The 25,735-nt window shown below is 38.5% G+C and carries 21 protein-coding genes; 10 read left to right on the plus strand and 11 right to left on the minus strand.

What is annotated here, in order from left to right; genetic code table 11:
• Entirely contained in the window at positions 1 to 2,175 is a 2,175-nt protein-coding gene (locus RFW85_RS04130) for an MFS transporter (protein WP_309171163.1), read from the minus strand.
• A 165-nt stretch (positions 2,176 to 2,340) separates the two neighbouring features.
• On the opposite strand from RFW85_RS04130, the gene RFW85_RS04135 reads away from it, so the two are divergent.
• Positions 2,341 to 4,959, plus strand: a complete 2,619-nt coding sequence (locus tag RFW85_RS04135) for a Lon protease family protein (RefSeq protein WP_170249441.1) — start codon at positions 2,341 to 2,343, stop codon at positions 4,957 to 4,959.
• 51 nt (positions 4,960 to 5,010) lie between these two features.
• Here the strand turns inward: RFW85_RS04135 and RFW85_RS04140 are convergent, their stop codons facing one another.
• The 3 genes from RFW85_RS04140 to surE all read right to left on the minus strand — a co-directional run bounded on the left by RFW85_RS04140 (position 5,011) and on the right by surE (position 7,752).
• A complete protein-coding gene (locus tag RFW85_RS04140) occupies positions 5,011 to 5,940 on the minus strand; it encodes a LysR family transcriptional regulator (protein WP_075383520.1) in 930 nt (309 codons plus the stop codon).
• A gap of 102 nt (positions 5,941 to 6,042) precedes the next feature.
• Complete coding sequence (locus RFW85_RS04145) at positions 6,043 to 6,870, minus strand: peptidoglycan DD-metalloendopeptidase family protein (RefSeq protein ID WP_086265398.1); 828 nt, start codon at positions 6,868 to 6,870, stop codon at positions 6,043 to 6,045.
• A gap of 111 nt (positions 6,871 to 6,981) precedes the next feature.
• Positions 6,982 to 7,752: a 5'/3'-nucleotidase SurE gene (gene surE, locus RFW85_RS04150; RefSeq protein WP_086265399.1), complete on the minus strand. Its 771-nt coding sequence runs from the start codon at positions 7,750 to 7,752 to the stop codon at positions 6,982 to 6,984.
• 101 nt (positions 7,753 to 7,853) lie between these two features.
• Here surE and RFW85_RS04155 point away from each other — a divergent pair, with 101 nt between their 5' ends.
• The 9 genes from RFW85_RS04155 (at position 7,854) to RFW85_RS04195 (ending at position 15,399) form a co-directional block, all read left to right on the plus strand.
• Complete coding sequence (locus RFW85_RS04155) at positions 7,854 to 8,225, plus strand: MCR_0457 family protein (protein ID WP_170249443.1); 372 nt, start codon at positions 7,854 to 7,856, stop codon at positions 8,223 to 8,225.
• Between the two features lie 156 nt (positions 8,226 to 8,381).
• Complete coding sequence (locus tag RFW85_RS04160) at positions 8,382 to 8,804, plus strand: MCR_0457 family protein (protein WP_170249445.1); 423 nt, start codon at positions 8,382 to 8,384, stop codon at positions 8,802 to 8,804.
• Positions 8,805 to 8,930: 126 nt separating this feature from the next.
• Positions 8,931 to 10,079 carry a D-alanyl-D-alanine carboxypeptidase PBP5/6 gene (gene dacC / locus RFW85_RS04165; RefSeq protein WP_309171164.1) on the plus strand — a complete coding sequence of 383 codons (1,149 nt, stop codon included), beginning with the start codon at positions 8,931 to 8,933 and terminating at the stop codon, positions 10,077 to 10,079.
• A 90-nt stretch (positions 10,080 to 10,169) separates the two neighbouring features.
• Positions 10,170 to 10,721 (plus strand): gamma carbonic anhydrase family protein, encoded by a 552-nt coding sequence (locus tag RFW85_RS04170; protein ID WP_170249449.1) that lies wholly within the window; start codon positions 10,170 to 10,172, stop codon positions 10,719 to 10,721.
• A gap of 144 nt (positions 10,722 to 10,865) precedes the next feature.
• A complete protein-coding gene (locus RFW85_RS04175) occupies positions 10,866 to 11,354 on the plus strand; it encodes an NUDIX hydrolase (protein ID WP_170249450.1) in 489 nt (162 codons plus the stop codon).
• Positions 11,355 to 11,358: 4 nt separating this feature from the next.
• Positions 11,359 to 12,492: a tRNA 2-thiouridine(34) synthase MnmA gene (mnmA, locus tag RFW85_RS04180; RefSeq protein ID WP_086265404.1), complete on the plus strand. Its 1,134-nt coding sequence runs from the start codon at positions 11,359 to 11,361 to the stop codon at positions 12,490 to 12,492.
• Between the two features lie 13 nt (positions 12,493 to 12,505).
• Positions 12,506 to 13,237, plus strand: a complete 732-nt coding sequence (gene hflD / locus RFW85_RS04185) for a high frequency lysogenization protein HflD (RefSeq protein WP_002118587.1) — start codon at positions 12,506 to 12,508, stop codon at positions 13,235 to 13,237.
• A 55-nt stretch (positions 13,238 to 13,292) separates the two neighbouring features.
• On the plus strand, positions 13,293 to 14,681 hold the full coding sequence (gene purB / locus RFW85_RS04190; protein WP_170249451.1) for an adenylosuccinate lyase: 1,389 nt from the start codon (positions 13,293 to 13,295) through the stop codon (positions 14,679 to 14,681).
• Positions 14,682 to 14,760: 79 nt separating this feature from the next.
• A complete protein-coding gene (locus RFW85_RS04195) occupies positions 14,761 to 15,399 on the plus strand; it encodes a DUF2238 domain-containing protein (protein ID WP_170249452.1) in 639 nt (212 codons plus the stop codon).
• Between the two features lie 40 nt (positions 15,400 to 15,439).
• Here the strand turns inward: RFW85_RS04195 and blp2 are convergent, their stop codons facing one another.
• From blp2 to RFW85_RS04230, 7 genes are all read right to left on the minus strand, one after another.
• Entirely contained in the window at positions 15,440 to 17,629 is a 2,190-nt protein-coding gene (gene blp2, locus RFW85_RS04200) for an Ig-like repeat protein Blp2 (RefSeq protein ID WP_170249453.1), read from the minus strand.
• A 253-nt stretch (positions 17,630 to 17,882) separates the two neighbouring features.
• Entirely contained in the window at positions 17,883 to 18,845 is a 963-nt protein-coding gene (sohB, locus tag RFW85_RS04205) for a protease SohB (RefSeq protein WP_086399814.1), read from the minus strand.
• Positions 18,846 to 18,992: 147 nt separating this feature from the next.
• Positions 18,993 to 19,895 carry a phosphate ABC transporter ATP-binding protein PstB gene (gene pstB, locus RFW85_RS04210; RefSeq protein WP_171545303.1) on the minus strand — a complete coding sequence of 301 codons (903 nt, stop codon included), beginning with the start codon at positions 19,893 to 19,895 and terminating at the stop codon, positions 18,993 to 18,995.
• Positions 19,896 to 19,908: 13 nt separating this feature from the next.
• On the minus strand, positions 19,909 to 21,306 hold the full coding sequence (gene pstA / locus RFW85_RS04215) for a phosphate ABC transporter permease PstA (protein ID WP_213034430.1): 1,398 nt from the start codon (positions 21,304 to 21,306) through the stop codon (positions 19,909 to 19,911).
• Positions 21,303 to 22,682, minus strand: a complete 1,380-nt coding sequence (gene pstC / locus RFW85_RS04220; RefSeq protein ID WP_086265409.1) for a phosphate ABC transporter permease subunit PstC — start codon at positions 22,680 to 22,682, stop codon at positions 21,303 to 21,305. The genes pstA and pstC overlap by 4 nt, the downstream gene beginning before the upstream one ends.
• A gap of 99 nt (positions 22,683 to 22,781) precedes the next feature.
• The gene (locus tag RFW85_RS04225; RefSeq protein WP_086265410.1) at positions 22,782 to 23,813 is read right to left on the minus strand and encodes a substrate-binding domain-containing protein; all 1,032 of its coding nucleotides are present in this window, start codon (positions 23,811 to 23,813) and stop codon (positions 22,782 to 22,784) included.
• Between the two features lie 476 nt (positions 23,814 to 24,289).
• Entirely contained in the window at positions 24,290 to 25,669 is a 1,380-nt protein-coding gene (locus tag RFW85_RS04230; protein WP_309171165.1) for an amino acid permease, read from the minus strand.
• Positions 25,670 to 25,735 lie beyond the last annotated feature (66 nt).

Consider the following 25,735-nt stretch of genomic DNA (forward strand, 5'->3'; position numbering starts at 1 on the left):
TCATTTTGATGATTGATTAGCCAACAACTTACCTACCCAAATCACGAGTAATAAAATTGGTAATCCCATCAAAAATGTAGCCGTAAAAAAGCCTGAATAACCGATATGATTCACTATTGTACCTGAGTAACCACCAATCGTTTTTGGTAACAACAGCATTAGCGAGCTAAAAATAGCATATTGCATGGCAGTAAATGACACACTAGTTAAACTAGAAAGAAATGCAATAAAAACTGCCCCAGCTAATCCAGAGGCTAAGTTATCAAATATGATACCCATTACTAACCAAACTTTGCTATAAGGAACAACTACTTTTCCTTTCAATTCGATATCAACATTTTTATCAATCGGAATCGCTGGAATATCGGATAAACTCATACGATAACGAGGTTGATTTTCTTCTAGTTGCTTTTGATAAGAATGGTTTAAAGTTAAAGTATGTATTTGCTTATTGGCTTCATAATTTGCTTCTACTTGTATTGAATTAAGTTTAGCAAGATCATTTCCAGGAATAATAACATTCCAGTCACTACCTTTAATCTTACCTTCTATTTTATTTTGTGAATTCAATAAAATACTAACTGATTTTAGCCCACCATTTTTAGGTAGATTCAATAAACTACCATGAAGAATTACATCTTTTTTCAGTTCATCTTTATATAAAAGATTATCTCCACCAATTGCTTGAACATAAATATCTGGTTGTGATTCTGAGTTAAATAATTTTAATGGAAGGTTTATCTTTAAAGGTTCAGCATAGCCTACAGGCTGAGAATTAATTGAGACTTCATTCTGAGCTGACGTCAATGTATTACTCGGGAATTTTAGTGACCAATTTCCCACTTCATCAGGGCTTGTAGTATAAGTGTGATCCCCTATATGAACTTGAACATTTTGCATAGTAGCGCCAGATTTAACTAATCCAACAAAAATCAAGTTGGTAGTGCTTGCTAAAATTGCTCCTAACAACATCATTTTCATTACATTATAGCGTTGCGCTAACATTCCTCCGAGAAAACCACCCAATATGACAAAGAAGATTGCAAAAAACTTATTAAACCAAGCAATTTCCTCTTTATCAAAATTTAAGTCTAAATAGAATAAATTAGCCATTACACCAGCAACGACATCTGAAATACGATAAAAACCTATTAGCAATAAAATTGCTAAAGCAACTTTTAATCCATATCGCTTAAAAAAATCTAGTAAAGGTGACAACCATGTTTCTACAACAATTTTCTTATTAATTAGACCAAACTTAATTAACCCAAAAATTACAATAACCGCAATTGATATACTAATTAAAAATTTAATGACTAAAAGTAGAAAGTTTAAAAAAGCATCTTCGATAGAAAACGAATCAAAAATTAAACCAATTTGGTAAAAGCTAATCCCAAAAACGATGGTTGAAATAACAAAAACCGAGAATAACTGAAAATAGTCTTTAGCTTGATAGTGATGTTGAATACGTTTAACTTCAGGCTCATGAATAAATAATGTTGTAATTATTCCTATACCCATGAGGCCTGCCATTAATAAATATGTAGTTCGCCAAGCTTCATATATATAATTACCAACAGCCGTACCCAGTGAAGCTGCAAATAATAACGCACCTAATTGTGTAATGATTGTAGCAGTACGATATCCAGCATTATACGTTGAAGCTAAAACAGTTTGCACATTAGGATCTTCAGTTAATTCAATACGATAAGCATCAACAATAATATCTTGCGTAGCTGAAGAGAAGCCAAGGAAAATAGCAGCTGCTGCCATAATGGTCAGATTTGAAAATGAGCCAAAATCAGAAGTATTCGGCAAGGGATTTGTAAATGCCATTAAGCAAATTGCACAGATAACCAAAATTTGTGCAACTAATAGCCAACTACGTCTTAACCCCATTTTTCTTGTTAAATAAGGAAGTGGTAATTTATCTATCAAGGGTGCCCAAATAAACTTGAACGAATAAGCCAAAGCTGCCCAAGAGAACATCGTGATAGTACTTCTGTTAATTCCAGCCTCAGTCAACCAAAATGATAAAGTTGAAAAAATTAGAAATATGGGAATTCCTGATGAAAAGCCTAAAAACAACATAATAATTGCTCGGCGATCCAAGAAGGCCATAAAGGAACTTTTCCACCCTTTTGATTCAGCACTCATTCGTTTTTTATTTTCCATAAATTATAAATGTGCCTATTCAAACCCTTCTTACAATTGCTTTCAAGATTCTTTATGCAATCAATTTTGTTTTGGCGATAAAAACGGCAAGTTTGCTTGATATTTTATGCTAAACCTGTATACCTTTAAGCTTCAACCTTCGTTTTCTTTTGCTGGATATCAACAGTGACACAAAAACTTGATCAAGTGACCATCTCAACTTTATCACTCGCTAAAACAAACACCACAAACGTCACAATAAATGCATTTCCTTCAGCTTTTGAGCAACCTGATATAAAAATGACTTTGGATAAAACAGCCTTAAAACCCGAACAACTAACACATATTCCAGATTTTGAAAAAATTCCAGCTTCTACAAAACGTATAAAACCGCTTAATAACTTTTTAGGGCAAGACCGTGCCAAAGCATCGGTAGAAGCAGGGATTTCCTTACCCTACTCTGGCTATAACATTTTTGCAGTAGGAACAGCAGGCTTGGGTAAACGCACCATGATTAAGCGTTTACTCCAACAACATGCGAAAACAATGCCTACTCCAGATGACTGGGTATATGTATATAATTTTAAGCAGGCACGCCAACCACTTGCTTTACGCTTCCCTGCTGGACAAGGAACTAAGTTTCAACATGCCCTTCATCAAACTTGGCAAATTATTTTAAAACAGCTTGAACGCCGTTTTAGTGCCGAGACCTATCATAACCGTATTGAGCGTATCCGTGAGGAAACTGGAGATGAACAGCAACAAGCGCTTGTCGAGTTAACCAAAGAAGGTGAAGAGCTCGATTTAAAACTCATCTCCCGTAATGAAAGGCATGGCTTTGTACCTGTACAAGTAAAAGATGATCAGGTGCAAGAACTGACTCAAACAGAAATTGATGCTTTAAATACTAAGCAACGTGCTGAAATTGCGGCGAATGTTCGCTACATGGATAAAAAGCTCGAGCGTCTTGGTTTGCATTTAGGTGATTTAGAAGATGACGCACGTGACAAAGTCTCTGTGTTGAATCGAGACATCGCGACTCAAGTGGTTAAGCCACGCATGGATTTGATTTTAAATAAATATGGTCAAGTCAAAGGCCTTGAAGATTATTTAAAACAATATGCTCAAGATGTAATTGATAATGTTGAACTCATTTTAGAGCAAGAAGAAGATGACTTTGCTCCGGCAATGTTCAATCGTGTGCCGGCACGTTATCAGGCTAATGTAATTGTCTCAAACAAACCAAATAGTGGTGCACCGGTTATTTTTGAAGATTTCCCAACGCACTACAACTTGCTTGGTCATGTTGAACAACTTACTCACAATGGCACAATTACCACAGATTTCACGCTCATTCGTCCAGGTGCCCTACATCAAGCGAATGGTGGCTTTTTAATGCTTGAGGCCGAGCAATTACTCGAACAGCCTTATGCATGGCAAGGTTTAAAGCGTGCCTTGAAATCAGGTCAGCTCAAGCTTTCTTCTCTTGAACATATGCTGACATTAACAGGCTCTATCTCGATTGAACCTGCTGCTGTTCCACTTGATATTAAAGTGGTTCTTATGGCAGAGCCTGAGATTTATTATGAAATTTTAGAAGTAGAACCAGAGCTTGGTAGTGTCTTTAAAATTCGTGCCGATTTTACCGATACATTACAACGTAATGACGAAAATGAACAAGCCTACATGCAGCTAATTGCTGATTATGTACAAGCGGATAAATTACTTCCGTTTGATCGCAGTGCTTTAGCAGCTTTACTAACCGATTCAAGTCGTCAGGCAGAAGACCAAAGCTCACTGTCGTTACATGCTTCAACTTTGGGCGACCTCATTCGCGAAGCACATCACCATGCATTTAAAGCCAATGAAAAGCTTGTAACCGACCAGCACATTAACTTGGCACTACAACACAGACAGTATCGCTTAGGCTATTTAAGAGAACTTTACTGGCAAGATCTGTCACGTGGAACTCAGTTAATCGAAACTTCTGGTCATCGTTTAGGCCAAATCAATGCCCTCTCTGTCATTCACTATGCAGATGTTGAGTTTGGTTTACCTTCACGTTTGACGGCATCTGTTTATCAAGGTGGCGGCGATATTCTTGATATTGAACGTAGTGTAGAGCTTGGTGGTTCACTACATGCCAAAGGCGTATTACTTATGTCGAGCTTCTTAAAAGCTCACTTTGGTCGTGAACAGATTTTACATTTCTCTGCTGCGCTTGCATTTGAACAAAGTTATGGGCAAGTAGACGGTGACAGTGCAACAGTTGCCGAGCTTTCTGCATTAATTTCTGCAATTAGCCAAATACCAATTGATCAATCATGGGCAATTACGGGTTCTATGAACCAGTTAGGCCAAGTTCAACCAATTGGTGGTGTAAATGCAAAAATTGAAGGCTTCTATGATGCTTGTAAATTACAAGGTTTAACTGGCAAACAAGGCGTCATTATTCCTCGGCAAAACATGCAGCATTTGATGTTACGCCAAGATGTGATTGATGCGGTACAAAGTGGTAAATTCCATATACATGCGATTGATACGATTGATCAGGCGCTTGAAATTCTAATGGCCCGCCCTGTCGGTACACTCGACAAAAAAGGTAAATACAGTAAACACTCTATTTATGCTGCTGTAATGGAGCAACTCGAATATTGGCAAGCCATTGAAGATGGCGCAGAAATTGAAGAGGAGCCAAAGAAGAAAAAGAAAAATAAGAAAAAAATTAAGAAGCATGAAGAACTTACTGCGGAAGATCTACCACAAGAAAGTGTAGAAGAAGTTGCAACCTTAAAACAGAAATAATAAAAAAGGGCCTGTCAAATACAGGCCCTTTTTACTTTTAGAGTGGCAAAATTAGCGAACGATTTGGATCGCTCGTCCTCCTGCTAATTGACTAAAATATTGTTTAAGTGCTTCAACACAGCGCTGAATTTTCATTGGTTGTTGATCATGTTTGGCAACTTCTGCATACAAAGTAAAAGTTGGTAATTTCCAATCTGGCATGAGTTCAATCAAAGAACCATTTTTTAACTCTTTTTGAGCATCTAAATATAGAATTCGTGCAATACCATGCCCTTGCTGACATAACGCTTTTGCAACTTGTAAATTATTGCTCTGCAAACGGCTCTGCATTTCAATATTCAGTGTCTCACCTGTTTTTACATGGTGAAAATGGAAATGATGTGCGTCGTTCATGACATTGATCGACAATAACTCATGATCTCTTAAATCATTAGGATGCACAATTGGACTAGACTGATTTAGATAACTTGGAGAAGCTACTAAAATTTGATCTACAAAAGCCATTGGAATGACAGAGCTACTCTCTTCTACTGGAGTAGAGCTCATACGTACTGCAATATCAATTCGCTCTTCAATCAAATCGATATAACGATGTCCAACCTCAAAATGCACAGATAAACCGCGATGAGCTGACATCCAGTGAGATAATGCAGGAATAATGTGCTGAACTGCTAAATCAGGAGTTGTTGCTATACGCAAATCCCCAATTAAGTCATCCCTCAACTCATTAATTCTGATTTTTCCCCTTTCAGCCGCCGCCAACATCTCTTGACAGCTTGAAAAAAAAGCCTGTCCGGCTTCTGTCAAACTAAGTTTACGAGTGGAGCGATGTAATAGAATCACATCCATTTCATGCTCGAGGGAGCGAATCTGCTGGCTCACTGCACTTGTTGTAATTCCTAATTCACGTGCCGCACCACTGAATGAACTTTTTTCAACCACACAAGCAAAAACACCCATCGCACGAAGCTGATCTAACATAGGTTTCCTCAAATCTAATTCTAAATTTATAAAAAAATGCTTATTGTTGTAATGAAAGCAACCAATTATATTATACGAGGAAACCTAAGTTTTATGCATTAGCTATTTTGGTAAAAGATTTACAGGATTAATTGGTTTGCCATCCAAACGGATCTGGAACTCAAGCATAACCTGAGATGCTCCTGTAGAGCCCATTTCGGCAATTTTTTGTCCAGCAGTTACATTGTCACCACTTTTCACCAACATCTTGCTATTGTGGGCATAGGCACTGATATAACCGTCAATATGCTTAATTAAAACTAAATTGCCGTATTCTTTTAAGCCATCTGCCGCGTAGACAACTTGACCATCTGCTGCAGCATAAATAGGGTCACCCTGATTTCCACCATAACGGATTCCTTTGACATTATTTGCCAAATTAAACCCTTGAATCACTGGCCCATTGTTCGGTTTTATCCAACGTAGGCTAGAATTCGGTGCAACTGAAGTCACTGTCGTATTCGTTGATGGTGCGGTCGTTGTAGGCTGAGTTACTGGGGTAACAGGTTGTGTGGTTGGTAGAGCAATGGTTTGACGTTTGATTTGCTCAGGTTGAGTCATGACTTGCGTAGATACAGTTCTTGGTGAAGAACCTTTCTTCAAACGCAAAGACTGATTAACATAAATACGATATGGCGGAGCAATATCATTCATTTCGGCAATACTAATATAGTCAAGGCCATAACGCATTGCGATACCACTTAAAGTATCACCTGAACGAACTGTGTAATAGTTAGGAGCCATTGCATAGCGAGAACTATTATTAATTTGTGGTTTAGACGCACATCCTGCCATAACCGCAGTAAAACCTACCGCTACAGACAGCATCATAATTTTCATTATTTTGTCTTTTTGGATATGCACTCTACTTTGTTGCCCAATTAAATGCATTGATCTCCCTCACTAAATGCTACAAATCATTTCGGCTAAGAGTACCAAAAAAGTAAGAGGAAACACGTTCCTCTTTTTCTTTATTCACAAAGTTATAACATTCGAGGCAAATTATTGACTCAAACTGATCTGTAAATCTTCTAAAACAGCATAATTTGTTGCATCCATTTGAATAGGCGTAACACTTACATAACCGTTTGCAACGGCAAAGAAATCAGATTGAATCTGGCTAGAAACACGTTGCGGATCTGTAACCGCCTCACCGGCTAAGCCAATCCAATAAACTTGACGGCCTCGTGGATCGACATGACTAGTAATAGGCTTAGATTGAGCACGGCGCCCTTGATATGTAATCTGTGCTCCTTTTAACTGCGGCACATCAGGAATATTGATATTAAAGATATGTCGTGGAGGCAAAGATGGTAATCCGCTTGCAATAAAATCATGTACCCACTGAGCAGCCTGAGCATAATCTTCTTTATTGTTATAAGCGCGCACGTCAGGGCCAGCTAAAGATACGGCAATTGCAGGCTGTTTCATTAAGCGGCCTTCAAAAGCGGCCCCTACCGTTCCCGAATATAAAACGTCATCTCCCAAGTTTGCACCACTATTGATTCCACTCACGACCAAGTCAAACTCAAAATCAAACAAACCGTTCATGGATAAATAAACGCAATCTGCTGGCGTACCATTCACCGCCCAGACATCTTCGGCAATTTGAATTGGGCGTAATGGACGATCCAATGTTAATGCACTTGAAAAACCACTTCTTTCACTTTCTGGTGCAACCACAACCACGCGTCCAAGTGGTCTTAATGCTTCAGCTAAAGCTTGTATACCTGGCGCAAAAACACCGTCATCGTTCGCAATTAAAATATTCACAAAAATCTTTCTCTACAAATAAACCTAATGGTTTTCACAATTGAATTATTTGTTGAATTATATATATTTATGCCTCCATAGCATTATAAAATTGTGAAAAAATGAAAACTTTCGCTCCTTTTTTTCAGGTATTGGGGATCAGTATCACATTGTGTACGCAAGCGGTTTTTGCAGATGAGGACATCTCAACACAAGAGGCTGATAGCTTAATTAAAGATGACATTGCCGCAACACAAGTTTTGCAGGAAATCTGTCCAGCTTTTGTCGGAACAAATAAAAAACTTGAGTCAAATGCTCAAAAAATTATTGCAATGTATTTAAGCAGTTATTCAAATAAATCAATGACCTTAGCGACGCTAAAAAACGATGCTGAATTTAAAAATCTGTTAAATGAAGCTCGTCTTGCTGCAAAACAAATGGACCATCATGAGCAACATGAGCTCTGTGAAGAGATCGTTAATTATAAAGAATAGATCTTACCCTTTTGTGATCTAGAAACTTATTCATTTTGGGTTTTCTGTTTGCCATTAAGCAGAAAACCAACATAACAATACATTTTTTCCATTTTTTTAAATTCTAAATTAGTTAAGCTAACGGCATATTTTTAGAAATTTTATTTTGGGTTATCGATGTTTATGAAGAAAAGCTTAGTTCAATCGCTCTCTTTGGTTTTACTTATGAGCATGGCAACAGCTGGTTTTGCTGCTGATAAGAAGAAAACAACCGAAAAGAAAACCGAAAATGAAAATGTTGTTGAAGTCACTCCACAACAAGGTACAACTCCTGAAGAATTAGCTGCAATTCAAGTACTTTCTGAAATTTGTCCAAGTTTGATTGGTAAAAAAGATGCTGATTTTTCTCAAGGCTATGAACGTTTAGTTAAAGACTACCTACCAAATGAAACTGATGCTGTTTCTGCATTAGAAAAACGTAGTAAAGACAAAGCTTTCAAGAAATACTTAAAAGAAGCACGTAGCGATGCGAAAGCTGCCGGCGATGAACAAAACACATTAGTTTGCCAAGACGTGAAAGCATATCAATCGCAAAACTAAATTAGTAAAAAACTCTTGAGTTACAATACTGTTTGAAAAAGCCGACTTCTCCCGTAGAAGTCGGCTTTGCTTTATCCTAAAATGCTAGGTTCTTCTGCTTCATACAAGATATTGGAATTACCTAGAATGACTCGAAAAAGCGCTATTGCTGCCCTACTCCTCTTACCAAGTTTTTCTTATGCAGCAACTGTCTTATCAGCTCCGCCAGAATTAAATAATAAGTCTTATGTATTAATGGATTATGAGACAGGACAAATTCTCGCTTCTAAAAATGAAAACGAAAAGCTTGCACCTGCGTCTATGACAAAAATGATGACTAGTTACATCATTGAACAAAAATTATTAAAAGGTGAACTCACTGAAAATGAGCAGGTTCGTATGAACGAGTCTGCATGGTGTAAAGGAAGTAGTTCTGAATCATGTATGTATGTGCCTTTAAATGGTACAGCGACAGTTCTAGAAATGCTCCGCGGTATTATTATTCAGTCAGGTAATGATGCATCAAAAGCAATGGCTGAACATATTGCCGGAAATGAAGGCACGTTTGCTCATATGATGAATCAGGAAGCAAAACGTATCGGCATGGTAAACACCCAGTTTATTAATTCAACTGGTATGCCAGCGGAAGGTCACTATTCAACTGCAAAAGATATGGCTGTGTTAGCACAACATATTATTAAAGACAGTTCAAAATACTATCCAATTTACTCTGAAAAAGAATTTACTTTTAATGGTATTAAACAAGGTAATCGTAATGCCTTGCTTTATACAGACCCAAGTGTAGATGGTTTAAAAACAGGCCATACTGAAGAAGCGGGTTACTGCTTAACAACGTCAAGTAAACGTGGTCCAATGCGTTTAATTTCAGTAATTTTTGGTACTCCAAGCATGTCTGAACGTGCTGATCAAACACGTGCATTATTGGCTTGGGGCTTTGCCAACTTTGAAACTGCAAATGTTCAACCAGCAAATCAGGTTCTTGCAAAAGCAAAAGTTTGGTTTGGTAAAGAAGATGAAGTTCAAGTTGGTTTGGCTGAAAACTTTAGTGTGACTATGCCTAAAGGTAAAGCTGATGGCATTAAAACTCAGTTAGTCGTTCAACCTAACTTAAATGCACCACTTCAAAAAGGTCAAGTTGTCGGTAAACTTGTTGCTAGCCTAGACGGCAAAGTAATTGCTGAAAAGCCGTTAGTTGCATTAAAGCCAGTTGAAGAAGCAGGTTTCTTTGCTCGTTTAATCGACCATATCAAGCAATTCTTCAGCAACTTATTCTAATTTTTGAATAGTTGAATTAAGCACTCATGCTATTTAGCCTGAGTGCTTTTTTATTTTATAATTCGACTAAATTTTATTTTGATACTACTCATGGCAAAGAACATTCGTCCTTATCTTGAACACCACCCCCAAGTAGATACAACCTGTTATATCGATGACATGGCTGTTGTGGTTGGTGACGTTAGCTTAGCTGAAAATGTTTCTGTTTGGCCTTTCGCAGTCATCCGTGGTGACGTAAATAGTATTCAAATTGGCAAAAACAGTAACGTACAAGACCATTGTATGTTGCATGTTAGCCATAAAAATGATGCCAAACCGAATGGCTCACCTCTGATTATTGGTGAAGATGTAACGGTTGGACACCATGTGACTTTACATGGCTGTACCATCGGTAATCGTGTCTTAGTCGGAATCAATACTGTTATTCTAGATGACGTAATTATTGAAGATGATGTGATGATTGGTGCTGGAAGTTTAGTTCCGCCACGCAAAGTCTTAAAAAGTGGTTATTTGTATGTAGGAAGCCCTGTACAACAAGTGCGACCACTGACTGAAAAAGAACTGGCATTTCTTCCTTATTCAGCAAGACATTATATAAAAGTGCAAAATAATCATAAAGCTGCACAAGCAGATGAAGATTAATTATCCATCTTGTTTGTGAGTATTAAAAATTCTGATTTTTAAACGATATGGTTTTGTTGTATTGCTCATATCGTTTAGCAGATCACCGTAGCCAAAAACCCCTAAATTTCGTATTATACGTCTTTTAAATCATGGTGCTTTTTTATGGCCGCATGGACTCCTCATGTCACTGTTGCTACAGTCGTAGAAAAAGACGGACGCTATCTATTTGTTGAAGAGCATAGCGAAGGTTTTGTACACACAGTATTTAACCAACCTGCTGGTCATGTGGAATGTGGTGAGTCATTAACAGAAGCTGCCATTCGAGAAACACTTGAAGAAACAGGCCATCATATTGAAATTGATGCCTTGCTTGGTATTTATACTTATACCCCGCCAATGTTTCCTGATCGTACTTATTACCGCTTCTGTTTTCTAGCGCATGTGACTCAGGTTGAAAGTGATCCTCAACTCGATACAGGCATTGTCGCGGCTGTGTGGATGACACCCGATGAACTTAAAGAATCTGCCCGTGCCCGTAGCCCTCTTGTGCTAAAAGCAGTTGAAGATGCTATGAAAGGCCACCATTATCCTTTATCGCTTATTTATGAGCACCCCTTCTCTCCCTCATTAACTTCTCATTTGGATGCCTAGTCCTATGCAACAACGTGTCATCGTCGGTATGTCTGGTGGTGTAGACTCTTCTGTTTCTGCAGCACTTTTACTTCAACAGGGTTATCAAGTTGAAGGACTTTTCATGAAGAACTGGGAGGAAGACGACGGCACGGAATACTGTACGGCAATGGAAGACTTAGCTGATGCCCAAGCGGTAGCTGATAAAATCGGCATTAAGCTGCATACAGCAAACTTTGCTATGGAATATTGGGATCGAGTGTTTGAACTTTTCCTAGCTGAATATGCTGCTGGTCGTACGCCAAACCCAGATATTTTATGTAATAAAGAAATTAAATTCCGTGCATTTTTAGATCATGCCATGACTTTAGGTGCAGACTTTATCGCAACGGGTCATTACGCACGCCGTGGTGAAACCGCATATAACTCTAAAGGCGAAGCATACGCACCATTATTACGTGGTGTAGATAACAATAAAGACCAAACCTATTTCTTACATGCCGTTCATGGTAGAGAAATTAATAAAACATTATTCCCAGTAGGCGAAATCGAAAAACCTGAAGTTCGCAGAATTGCTGAAGAACTTGATCTTGCTACAGCCAAGAAAAAGGACTCAACAGGAATTTGTTTTATTGGGGAACGTCGTTTTAATGACTTCCTTAAACAATATTTACCCGCTCAGCCTGGGAAAATTGTACTTGATACAGGTAAAGAAGTTGGTGAACATCACGGTCTGATGTACTATACGCTCGGTCAACGTGGTGGAATTGGTCTAGGTGGTTTGAAAGGTGCAGCTGAAGGTGCATGGTTCGTACTACATAAAGATCTTGCCAATAATCGCCTCGTTGTTGGTCAGGGACATGAACACCCACTCATGCAAAGCACTCAACTGTGGAGTGAGTCAATTGACTGGGTAGCGGGTGAACAAAATATTCCAATTGAAGGATTACGCTGTACAGCTAAAACGCGTTATCGCCAACCTGATCAGGCATGTACAATTTTTATTGATGAAAACACTGAACACGGTGTTCGCGTTGAGTTTGATGAACCACAACGTGCTGTTACACCGGGTCAAAGCGTTGTATTTTATTCAGATGAAGTTTGCTTAGGCGGGGGTGTCATTCACCATACAAATGCCCCTACACCAAATTTTATTTAAGGGAATGAATGGCATGGTGGAGTTACCATTTCAACAATCACAAGCCTTGAATGTTCGCCAAAACCGTGCCCTTGCCTTGGCTGGGGTATTTCAGGCCACCCAGCTCACCCATATGACAGCCATGACGGGTCAGCAAAGTATTGGTGAAAGTGGTAACTTCTATTTTGAGTTATTAATTAAAGCAAGTTTAAATATTCGTCCTACAGCCAATAATGGTGTTCAAACCTTAGATTTTTTTAATCAGTTGGCAGATATTTCTTTAGGGCTTAAAACACTCGAAAATTGTATTACTCAACCTTTTTCAAACATGCCTAAGTCTCGCCTTCCCAAAATGGGCACGGCCAAATTGCCAATGTCCTACGCGATGTCGCTCTTACAGTTAGAAAAAAAGGTTTATAGCAATCCTGAATATGTCGCAATCATCGAGAAAGCTCAGCAGAAAATTTTAAAACAGCTGTCTTTTTTTGATAATAACTACCTACACCCAAGCATTTTAGCCAATTTGGCTCAAACTTATGTTGATACGGCTGGGCAGATTAACCCACGAATTTTAGTTCGTGGTAATGCAGAAGCATTTAAAGATACCAACCATACTAACCGCATCCGTGCTTGTTTGTTTACGGGCTTACAAATGGCCCATTTATGGCGACAACTCGGCGGTAGTTCGTGGAACATGATTTTTAGCAAACGTAAATTGCTACAGGATATTCAAGCACTTGCTCGTTTACAGTACCAAGTCGTTTAAGACTATAAACGAGATTTTTTTAGTTTTATGTTTATTCCAACATTAAGGAATCGTTATGAACGCTTTAACCGCTCTATCACCATTAGATGGACGTTATGCCAGCAAATGTGATGCGCTACGCCCTTTTCTTTCTGAGTTTGGTTTAATCCATGCTCGTGTCACTGTAGAAGTGCGTTGGTTACAAGCACTTTCTAACCGTCCAGAAATTGTTGAAGTTGCACCTTTTTCAAACGAAACAAATGCAGCTTTAGATGCAATTGTTAGCAACTTCTCTGAAGAAGATGCGAACCGGATTAAAGAGATTGAACGTACGACTAACCATGACGTTAAAGCAGTTGAGTATTTCTTAAAAGAGAAGATCGCTGGTATCGCTGAATTGCAAAATGCGGGTGAATTCATTCACTTTGCATGTACTTCAGAAGACATCAACAACTTGTCTCACGCGCTTATGCTTAAAAATGGTCGTGAAGTTTTAGTATCAAGCATGAAGCAAATCCTTAATGCGATCTCTGCTTTGGCAACGACTCACGCTGAACAACCTATGTTGTCTCGTACACACGGTCAAACTGCCAGCCCAACAACTTTGGGTAAAGAAATGGCGAATGTGGCATACCGTTTAGCTCGTCAAATCAAACAATTTGAAAATGTTGAATTGCTGGGCAAAATCAATGGTGCTGTAGGTAACTACAATGCTCACCTTTCTGCTTATCCAGATGTTGATTGGGCTGCTCACGCACAAGCTTTTGTTGAATCTTTAGGTTTAACATTCAACCCTTATACAACTCAAATCGAACCACATGATTACATGGCAGAGTTGTTTGATGCGTTACGTCGTTTTAATACGATTTTAATCGACTTTAACCGTGACGTATGGGGTTACATCTCTCTAGGTTACTTCAAACAAAAATTGAAAGAAGGCGAAGTTGGTTCATCAACTATGCCACACAAAGTTAACCCAATTGACTTTGAAAACTCTGAAGGTAACTTAGGTATTGCAAATGCAGTATTGACTCACTTAGGTGAAAAATTACCAATTTCACGCTGGCAGCGTGACTTAACTGACTCAACTGTATTACGTAATATGGGTGTTGGTTTTGCGCAAAGCTTAATTGCTTTCGATGCGTGCTTAAAAGGTGTTGGTAAACTTGAGTTAAATGCAAACCGTTTAAATGAAGATTTAGACCAAGCTCAAGAAGTTTTAGCTGAACCAATTCAAACGGTAATGCGTCGCTACAACATTGAAAAACCATATGAAAAACTAAAAGCATTAACTCGTGGTCAAGCAATGACTCGTGACATGATGGTTAATTTCGTAAATGGTGATGAACTCGCTCAAGTACCAAGCGAAGAACGTGCGCGTTTAGCTGAACTTACGCCTGCAACTTACACAGGTAATGCAGCCGAACAAGCGAAACAAATTAACGATTTAATTAGCAAAATCTAATTAAAAAGTTTACAAAAAGCGGAGCTTAGGCTTCGCTTTTTTATTACACTGATATAAATCACAATAAAGTCTTTATAAAATGATCGAAAAACAATTCAAACTTAAACACTATATTGCTCTTGGCTTGCTTTTGATTGCGATTGTCATTTCAGCTATTCACCCTATTGAATTTGAAGCATATTTACTTCATCAAGCGGGCACAGTGTTTATGTTGATTTTGCTCTTTGTTATTTTTAAGAAGATTGGACTCGATTTTTTAAGTTTTATTTTCTATTTACTGTTTTTACTCATCCATATTGTTGGTGCGCATTATCTGTATTCATATGTTCCATACAATGATTGGATACAACAAGCATTCAATTTTAATTTAGATCAATACATGGGTTGGTCCCGTAATATGTATGATCGTTTGGTTCATCTTGCCTATGGTATTTGTCTCTACCCTCTTACTTATCGCGTGTTTCAGGTGTGGTTACCATCAGTAAAGCCATTCAGTCTATTTTTGCTAGTGGTTCAATTTGTAATGGCTTCAAGTGTTTTATATGAACTTATTGAGTGGGCAATTGCTATTGGACTATCTCCGGAAGAAGCCGAAAATTATAATGGGCAACAAGGCGATATGTGGGATGCCCATAAAGATATGCTGTTAGCGACCATTGGTGCAATTTTCTATGGACTTCTTGCACTCATGATTCCATCTAAAACAAATAACTCATAAATAAAAAAGCGCTCAATGAGCGCTTTTTTTTAAGATCACTTTAGACAACAGGATAGGTTTGTTCTAAAAGGCTTTGTAAAACCGAAGAAGTCGTATCAGGTAAAACATGCTCAAGATTGGCAGTAATATTACTAGCATTCGTAGTTATATCACTCTGATCATTTACCTGAGTAGGCTTTAATGCCGCTGAAGATAAAAGAGCTTCAATTGGGTCTGGTTCACTAGACGTAGAGCTTTTTAACAAATCATCTAATGGCACAGATTTCTGCTCTTGGCTATCCGTTTCATTTGTTGTGCTTTGTACTAACTTTAATGTATTTAACCCAACACTATCAGCAACAGATACAGTTTCTGTATGAGCAGTATCAACAGCTACCTCACTTAAACTGGCAGCCTTTGGAGCGACCACATAAAACGTAAATGGTGAACTCACTTCACTTGTAAGGCCTGCTGCATCTGTTTGAGTTAAAGTAATAGTATGTTTACCAATTGCTAAGTCTTTATCGAGCGTAAAGCTCCATGATCGACTACTACTTACATTTACAATCCCAATAGCAACACCATTATCATAAATGGTTAAAGTTGCATTTGCCTCACCTGAGCCTGTGAGCTTTGGTCTTGCATCGTCAGTTTCTGAACCAGCAGTAATCGCACCTTTTAGAGCACCAACATCATCATCCACACTGTTTAAAACAGGTTTTGCAGGCGGGGTTGTGTCCTTAGTACCAATAATATCAAGAACCTCAGATTTATTGCCTGCACTATCAATCGCCGAAACTGAAGCATGTTTGTTATCAGTTAAAGCAGGCGAAATCGTAATTGTAAATTTTCCATTTGCATCTGCCGTTCCCGTACCAATGACCTTACCTGTCGTATCTTTGATTTCAACTTTTGCATTTGCTTCGGTTGTACCTGTTACGGTTGTACCATCAGTATTAATCTGAGCAACAGGCTTCTCAGGTGCAATAGAGTCATAACTTGGAGAAACTTCTAAAGGTTTAGATGTATTACCGGCTGCATCTTCAACAACAACTGTTGCCTTTTGTGACTCTTTTAATGCAGGCGAAAGCGTGATTTGAAACTCACCTTGTGCGTTTGCAGTACCAGTTCCAATCACTTTACCATCAGCATCTTTTATCTGAACTTTTGCATTAGGCTCAGTTTGTCCTTCAACTGTGGTACCTTCTTTATTGACTTCAACTAAAGGAACATCCGGAGCGAAAGTATCTTTTCCAGCAACGATTTTACTTGGCTCAGATTTATTGCCTACAGCATCTTCAGCGACAACTTTTCCTCCGGCGTCACTCGTCAATGGAGGAGTAAGCTTTAAAGAAAAAATACCATCTTTATTCGCAGTTACAGTGCCTAATACGTTACCACCAGCATCATAAACAGTAATTTTTGCATTTGCTTCAGCTTTACCTGTTACCAATGAACCATCATCACTCAGCTGAGCTTGGGGAGCATCTGGAGCAATTGTGTCTTTACTACCAGTCACAACACCAGCTTTAGACATATTGCCAGCAGCATCCTCAGCAAAAACATTTAATTTATTTCCATTTGCTAAAGGCTTATCGAGTTTAATTGTAAAATTACCACTCGCATCTGCCAAACCCGTTGCGACTGTATTTCCAGCAGCATCTTTAAGATAAATTTTTGCATTTGCTTCTGCTTTACCATTAACCGTAACAGTATCATCAGCAACAGTAGCAGTCGGTGCAGCAGGAACTAAGATATCTACTGGTCCTGAAGAGTCATCTTTGTCATCGTTATCAAAAGCCCAAAGATATAAACCTTCAGCAGCTAAAACCGCCAAACCAGCTTTTAGCACGTTACCCATCGAAAAAGTTGGGGAATCATCAACCGCCATTGTCGAAGCTGGTTGGCTCGTACTCGTATAGGCTAAATCTGTGACATGGTTTAAACCTGTATAGTCGATCACCTTACCTTGAGCATCAAATTGTGCCTCAACAAATTTTCCATGCTCAGTCGGAAGAACAAGTGAATGTTCTGTTGTATTCGTTACTTCATTAAAGAAATTTTCTAAGAAAATGGTCTCTCCATTTTTTAAATGGACGACTAGACTTCCACCTTGTTTTTCCACCGATGCTATATCTTTTTGACTTACGCCAATTTGAATAATAGAAGGTTTACTTAACACGACCTTATTGAGCTGACCATCTTGCAGAACGTCCAAACCCTCTTTGGATGCTACAATTATTCTTGTCATTATTTCCTGTCCTAAATTTCAGTTATATTTTTAAATGTCTAACTTTTTAAATGGTTCATCTAAAAGCTATTTTATTGCTGTTTAAAATATCAAAACCATGTGTTTATCACAATTCAAAAAGCATATTTATCAATAATTATTTTTTACTTTCTATTAAAAATCTAAGCGTATTTAATAAGACAACTTTGAATATTATCTTTATAAAAAAACCAGCATTTAAGCTGGTCCTTTATAACATTTGAATTAGATAAACTTATAGTTTTGGATCACGTACCTGCACAAGCGTCGTGTTCGCTTTTGCTAGGCTTTCCATTACCTTGTTCATGACAGTAGGGATCAAACTATCTGCCATTTGCGCTGCCTGTAAACCCAGCTTTTCACCTAAGGTCGCTTTCTTACGTGTATTAATGACATACACATCATGTTGTGGCAATAAAGCTAATAAATACTCATCAGATGTTTGCAGTTTATCAACAAGGTTAAGATCTAGAGCATCTTCACCATACCAATGCTCACCTGTAGCCACTTTATCAACATTAAGCTGTGGACGGTACTTTTCTACAAAGTGCTTAAATAAGACATGAGTTTGTTGCAGCTCTTCTTCAAACTTCGCTTTACCTTCAGGCGTATTTTCACCAAACATGGTTACAGTACGCTTATATTGCCCTGCTGTGTAAAGCTCAAAATCCACATTGTGTTCTTTTAAAAGGCGATTAAAGTTTGGAACTTGAGCAACTACACCTATTGAACCAACAATAGCAAACGGCGCTGCAATAATTTCATTTGCAATACATGCCATCATATAGCCGCCACTCGCAGCGACTTTATCTACGCAGATAGTTACATGAAAACCAGCATCACGCAAACGCACCAACTGAGCTGCTGCCAGACCATACCCATGGACCATACCACCTGGGCTTTCGAGACGAACTACAATACGGTCACGTCCTGCTTTAGCAGTTGCTAAAATCAGAGTAATTTCTTCACGCAAGTTTTCAACTGCCGAAGCTTGAATATCACCCTTGAAATCTAAAACAAAAATTTTCTGATTATTTTTACGGCGAATTTTAGCTTCTTTAGCAAGTTGTTGAGCTAATTGTAAAAGTTCTAAACGGCTTGCCGTAGTTTGTGCAATTTTTTTTCTCTGTTCATTTACACGTGCATTTAAATGACTAACACGTATTTCTGCAGGGAGTTTAGGCAAATGGAATAACATAAAATTCTAAGCTCATAAGTTATCTTTTATAGCCTTAAGATGTGGTCCTTTTGGTTAAAATTCAATAGCGTTTTTGCAAAATAGAGTCATTTTCATTTATAAAATAAAAAAAGAGCACATGGCTCTTTTTCTTTTATTGATTATTAATCAACCGAAGCGTCCAGTAATATACGCTTCTGTTAACTGATGGTCAGGTTGAGTGAAGACTTTTTCAGTTGAGTTAACTTCAATCAAATCACCTAAATGGAAATAAGCAGTACGATCAGAAACACGTGCAGCTTGTTGCATTGAGTGAGTCACAATCACAATTGTGAATTGATTAGACAACTCAGAAATGAGTTCTTCTACTTTTGCTGTTGCAATTGGATCGAGTGCAGAACACGGTTCGTCCATTAAAATCACTTCAGGGCTAACAGCAATGGTACGAGCAATACATAAACGCTGTTGCTGACCACCTGATAAGCCTGTACCCGGCTGGTTCAAACGGTCCTTAACCTCGTCCCACAAACCAGCTTTACGTAAGCTGTTTTCAACAATTTCCTCTAGATCGTACTTATCACGTGCTAAACCATGAAGTTTTGGGCCATAAGCCACGTTGTCAAAAATAGATTTAGGGAATGGGTTTGGCTTTTGGAACACCATACCAACCTGAGCACGCAACAATACAACGTCTAGATTTGGGTCATAAATATTGTGATTATCGAGTGTAATTTTACCTGTTACACGGCAACCATCAATGGTGTCATTCATACGGTTTAAAGTACGAAGAAAGGTCGATTTACCACAACCTGATGGGCCAATAAACGCGATCACTTCGTTTTGGTAAATATCTAGATCAATACCTTTAATGGCTTCAAAATCACCATAATAAACATGGGCATCTTGTGCACTAATCTTGATTTCAGTTGAGTTCTGCTTTTTTGAAGCGTGTGGTTCAAAATGCGAAACATACGAAGTGCCATGATTCAGCGGTTTATCTGTAAATTGCGATTGTTCAGTATTCACTAACTTATCCTTTTCTAAGGAATTCGTAATATCAATAGTATTCATGATTTATCCTCTATTACCAACGCACTTCGAACTTTTTACGTAACCAAATTGCAAGACTGTTTAAACCAATCATTAATGCAAGTAGTACGATAATCGCAGCGGCAGTACGGCCTTCGAAGAAGTTACGCAACTCATTACCTTGCCATAAGTAAACTTGGACAGGTAAAGCAGTGGCTTGATCAAATGGTGTTGTTGGAATACTTGCAACGAATGCACTCATCCCGATTAAAAGTAAAGGTGCTGTTTCACCAAGTGCATGGGCAACACCAATAATTGCACCTGTCATAATGCCCGGTAATGCCAACGGTAAAACATGGTGGAAAATCGTTTGGAACTTAGAAGCTCCCAAACCAAGTGCAGCTTGTCGAATAGAAGGCGGCACAGCTTTTAATGAAGCACGCGTGGTAATGATGACAGTTGGTAGTGTCATTAAGCTTAAAACCAATCCACCCACTAGCGGAGCTGATAAAGGTAAATGCATCCAACCAATGAAAATTGCTGCGCCGAGTAAACCAAATACAATTGAAGGAACAGCAGCAAGGTTATTGATGTTAACTTCAATAATGTCTGTAAGAACATTTTTTGGAGCAAACTCTTCGAGATAGATTGCGCTGGCAACACCAATTGGGATCGCAATGATGATCACGATGAGCATCATGAACAATGAACCCATGAATGCACCTGCAAGACCACTAATTGCCGGAGAACTACGAGAGTCAGGATTCTTAAATAAAGTCGTATTAAAGGTACTTTCAAGAACACCTTTTGCTTTTAACTCATCGGCAAGCTTACGCACTTCTGGATCAAGTTGTTGCTGATCATCTGGTAATGAACGATCAATATTACCTTTTAACCAAACATCGACATTCGCATCACCTAAGAAGGTAATATTTTCTTTTTTACCGATTAATGATGGATCTGCAAAGACCATATCACGCAGGCGATAAGCTTCCGAGCTTGCATATAAGCTGCTCAGGTAGTCACGTTGTGAGGCAAGTGCAGGATCTTTAGCAATCATTCCATTTACAATGATGCCATCCCAATCCACCATACCCATTTTAGTTTGCCAATCAACATAACGTTCTTGGTAATGCGCAGGTGTTTCACCTTGAGTACGTACAGGCACTGGACCTGCATCAATTACTTTAGGATCAAAGTAAATTGGAACATTCATACTAGTTTGCCAAAAAGCAGGTAAACCTTTTGCCAAAATACTACCGAACAAGAGAGCAACGAATGCAAGACCAATAACGACTGCCGATAAACCCGCAAAACGGAAAGCTTTTTCTTTGCGATGACGTTTAGCCAAAGATTTTTCAATAACCTGTTTACGTCGTTCACGTGTTTCAGCAGCAGCTTTCGGATCAAATACGTTCTGATCCATAGGAGATGATGTATTTGATGTACTCATTCGTATTGCTCACGGTATTTACGCACAATGTACAGTGCTACAATATTTAATCCCAAGGTAATAACAAATAGTGTTAAACCTAGTGCGAATGCAACCAATGCTTGCGGACTTGAGAAGTCTGTATCTCCAGTCAACTGTTTTACAATAGTGACTGTCACTGTCGAAACAGCTTCAAATGGATTTGCGTGTAAAAGTGGACTGTTCCCTGCTGCTAAAACCACAATCATGGTTTCCCCAACCGCACGAGAGACTGCCAATAAGAAAGCACCTGTAATACCCGGTAAAGCTGCTGGCAATACGACTTGACGAATTGTTTCAGACTTAGTCGCACCCAGTCCTAAAGAACCGTCACGTAGTGCACGCGGGACTTGAGTAATAATGTCATCAGACAAAGATGACACAAACGGGATAATCATAATTCCCATTACAAAGCCAGCAGTTAAAGCACTCGTCGCATTAATTTCTAAGCCAATATAAGCACCCGCAGCTTTAAAGAATGGTCCAATAATCATCATGGCAAATACACCATAAACAATTGTTGGAATACCAGCTAAGACCTCAATTGTCGGTTTTGCCCATGAGCGGAACCATGGTGAAGCATATTCAGCTAAATAAATTGCGATCATTAATCCAACTGGTACAGCAACGAGTAGAGCGATACCACTGACCATGAGCGTGCCCCATAGCAATGGTAATAAACCATAACTACCTTCAGCATTGCCAGAAGTACTAAAGCCTGGGTTCCATTCTGTGCCAAAGAAAAAGTCCATTGGACTTACAAAACGGAAGAAGTGCATTGCTTCGCCAAACATCGACATTACGATACCGATGGTGGTTAAAATCGCAACACCAGAACATAAAATCAAAGCAACGTTAATGGCACGTTCAACTTGGTTACGAGCACGATATTGTTGGCTGATTTTTTTCTTTGCCCAAACCAAACCTAATAAAGCAGCACAAATTACAACAGCAAATTTGGCAAAAGAGCCAATCGTTTGAAATTTGGAAAACTGTTGAGCAGCTGCTAATTCGTAAGCTGCTGGTTTATCACTCACCCCAAAGCCTGAAGCAATTGATTGAACACGATCAACTAATACACTTCTACCCGCTTCATCCAGAGAAGCACTTACAGACGCCGGAATATTATTAAAAATAATATGATTTAAAATACTTGGTTCAACCAAGTTCCAAATGATCAAAATTAAAAAAGCAGGGATACCGCACCAAAGACCAACCAGTGCGCCATAATAACCAGGACGAGAATGTAACGTCGCCGAGTTGCTTCCCTTACCTGCTATGTTACGGCTCTTTCTCAGCCCAAGTTGATATGCAATTGCCACGAGGGCTAACAACACACCGATAAGTAGCAGATTCATGTACTCTCCACTGTTTTCTCAATTGTCATAATTTGGAAAAACAAGTTAGACAAAAAGGCTGATGAACTCTTAAGATCACCAGCCTTCATTCAAACTAACTTATTTAACAGTTTTACCTGCTTTAAAGTCAGCCAAAACTTTTGCACGTTCAGCATCAGACATCGCGATTAAACCATCACGCTCAGCTTTAGAACCTTTACCAGTTGCTTTCTTGCTTACGAAATATTCTACAAATTGCGGTAAGCCTTTAACTGATTTTAAGTGTTCGCCTTTCACGTAGAAGTACAATGGACGCGATACAGGGTATGTACCATTCAATACTGTCTTCTCAGATGGAACAACGTTGTTTACTGTTGCTACACGTAACTTGTCACGGTTCATGTCATAGAAACTTAAACCAAACACACCTACTGCACTTGGAGAAGTTTTTAAGCGTGCTAATGTTTCTGTATAGTCACCAGCGATTTCAATTACACGGCCATCTTTACGGAAAGTAGAACATGCTTTCTTCTGAGCATCTTTATCTAAGCTCTTGAAGTATTCATATGCTTCACAACCAGCTTCAACCATTTTCTCTTGGAAAACTTCACGAGTACCGTGGTTAGATGCAGGAATTACAAGAGTAATCGGTTCATTTGGAAGTGTTTTATCGATTTGATTCCAGTTTGTATATGGGTTTGGAACCAATTTACCTTTTGAAGGTAACTGTGCAGCTAAAGCAGCAAACACGTGGTAAGGTTTTAATTTATAAGCCGCTTTGTTTGAGTTAGACGCGAATACAATACCATCGTAACCAATTTTGATTTCTTGAATTTGTTTTACACCAGCTTTGTTACAAGCTTGAATCTCAGTACTCTTAATTTTACGAGAAGAGTTCGCAACGTCGATTGTGTTATCGCCAACACCTTGACAGAATTGTTTCAAACCAGCAGAAGAACCGCCAGAACCCACTACAGGAGTTTTAAATTGAGGGAAAGTATTACCAAACTCTTCAGCTACAACGCTGGCAAACGGTAATACAGTTGAAGAACCAGCAATTTGAATCGTATCACGAGCTGCATTTGCAGTCGTTGTTACAGCTGCCCCAGTTACTGCTAACGCAATTGCGATTTGACGTGGATTTAAGCGCATTCTATTCTCTCTCATTAATGCAATAGGTTGTACGTCACTTTTTGTTGAGTGCTTGTACGCTCTTCGATAGCTGCATTGTGAATAGAAAATATGACAATTAAGTTACAGTATGATGACGCTTTAATGATTTCAATATTGTTAATTGTCACATTATTATTTTTTGACTACTATCAACTATTTAATTTAATCGTAGTAGGCATTTTACCTTGCATATTAGTCTGTATTATTACACTCATTAAAAATATAAGTTTTTTGTATTTATAAAATATAAAAAACAAAGATGTTATAAACGTATTAAAAAACGATAATTTAGTTATTTTAAGTTTGATGATTAAAATAATTTTTGTTTATGGAAATGGTTATTAAAATATTTCTAAAAATAATAATTTCTTTGTAACATGAAAATAATATGACAAAAGATAAAGGGTTACCTGCCTTATGTCAGGTAACCGCAATATGATTGTCAATTTAAGCGATCAACTCGATTGTACTTCTGGCATCGTAACCATTTTTTTACGATATTTTAATAAATACGTAAGCGCTAAAACAGCCAGCCAAATTGGACCTAAAATCACGGCAAGTCTCATATCTGGAGTCATCGCCATAATAATAAGAATAAAGCACACAAAGCTAATGGTTAAATAGTTACTCCATGGGCTAAGGATGCTTTGAAATTTGGTTTGACGCTTTTGCAATTTCATTGCTTTAGAAAATTTCAAATGAGTCACTGAAATCATAAGCCAGTTAATAACAAGCGCAGCCACCACAAGCATCATAAAGAGCTGAAAAGCTTGACCAGGAATCAGATAATTCACGACCACGCATATTGCTGTGATAGATGCAGAAACAACTGCTGCTGGAACCGGAATACCGCGACTGTTTACTTTTTTCAAAATTGCAGGAGCATTACCCTGCTCTGCCAAACCATGCAACATACGGCTATTACAATAGATACAGCTGTTATAAACTGAAATAGCAGCAATTAAGACCACAAAGTTTAAGACGTTCGCAACACCGTTACTATTGAGTGATTGGAAAATCATAACAAATGGACTGCCGCCTTCTGCCACCATATTCCATGGATAAAGACATAAAAGAATACCGATTGCACCGATATAAAAAATCAGAATACGGTACACAATCTGATTTACTGCTTTAGGAATAGTCGTTTCAGGTTTCTTCGTTTCAGCCGCAGCAATACCAATTAGTTCCAAGCCACCAAATGCAAACATAATGACAGCCAAAGCCATGACAAAACCGTGAATCCCGTGCGGGAAAAAACCACCGTGTTGCCATAAATTTGCAACACCCGCTTGAGGACCTGCTGAGCCTGAAAGTAAAAGATAAGCACCGAAACCAATCATACTTAAAATGGCAACAATTTTAATGCAGGAAAATAAGAACTCGGATTCCCCAAAAAAGCGGACATTTACCAAGTTAATGCCGTTAATTAAAATAAAGAAAAATAAAGCAGTCAGCCATGTCGGAATTTCAGGCCACCAAAACTGTATAAATGTCCCAATTGCACTCAATTCAGCCATGCTGACGAGTACGTACAATACCCAATAGTTCCAGCCAGACATAAAACCAGCCATTTTGCCCCAATACTTATTCGCAAAATAACTAAAAGAACCACTGACCGGCTCTTCAACAACCATTTCACCTAAATGACGCATAATTAAGAAGGCAATAATTCCAGCAATTGCATATCCTAATAAAATTGAAGGACCTGCCAGTTTAATTGTTTGTGATAGACCTAAGAATAATCCTGTACCAATCGCCCCTCCGAGTGCGATGAGTTGAATATGCCGATTGGATAAGCCTTGTTTTAACTCGTGCTTATTGTTTGCATCCATAACATTATCTCCAATGTTGGTGTCACTTCCTGTACACCTTTATTCAGCACCACATCCGAAGATCAG

This window comes from Acinetobacter sp. 12966, from assembly GCF_031196995.1.
GTDB classification, from domain to species: domain Bacteria; phylum Pseudomonadota; class Gammaproteobacteria; order Pseudomonadales; family Moraxellaceae; genus Acinetobacter; species Acinetobacter geminorum.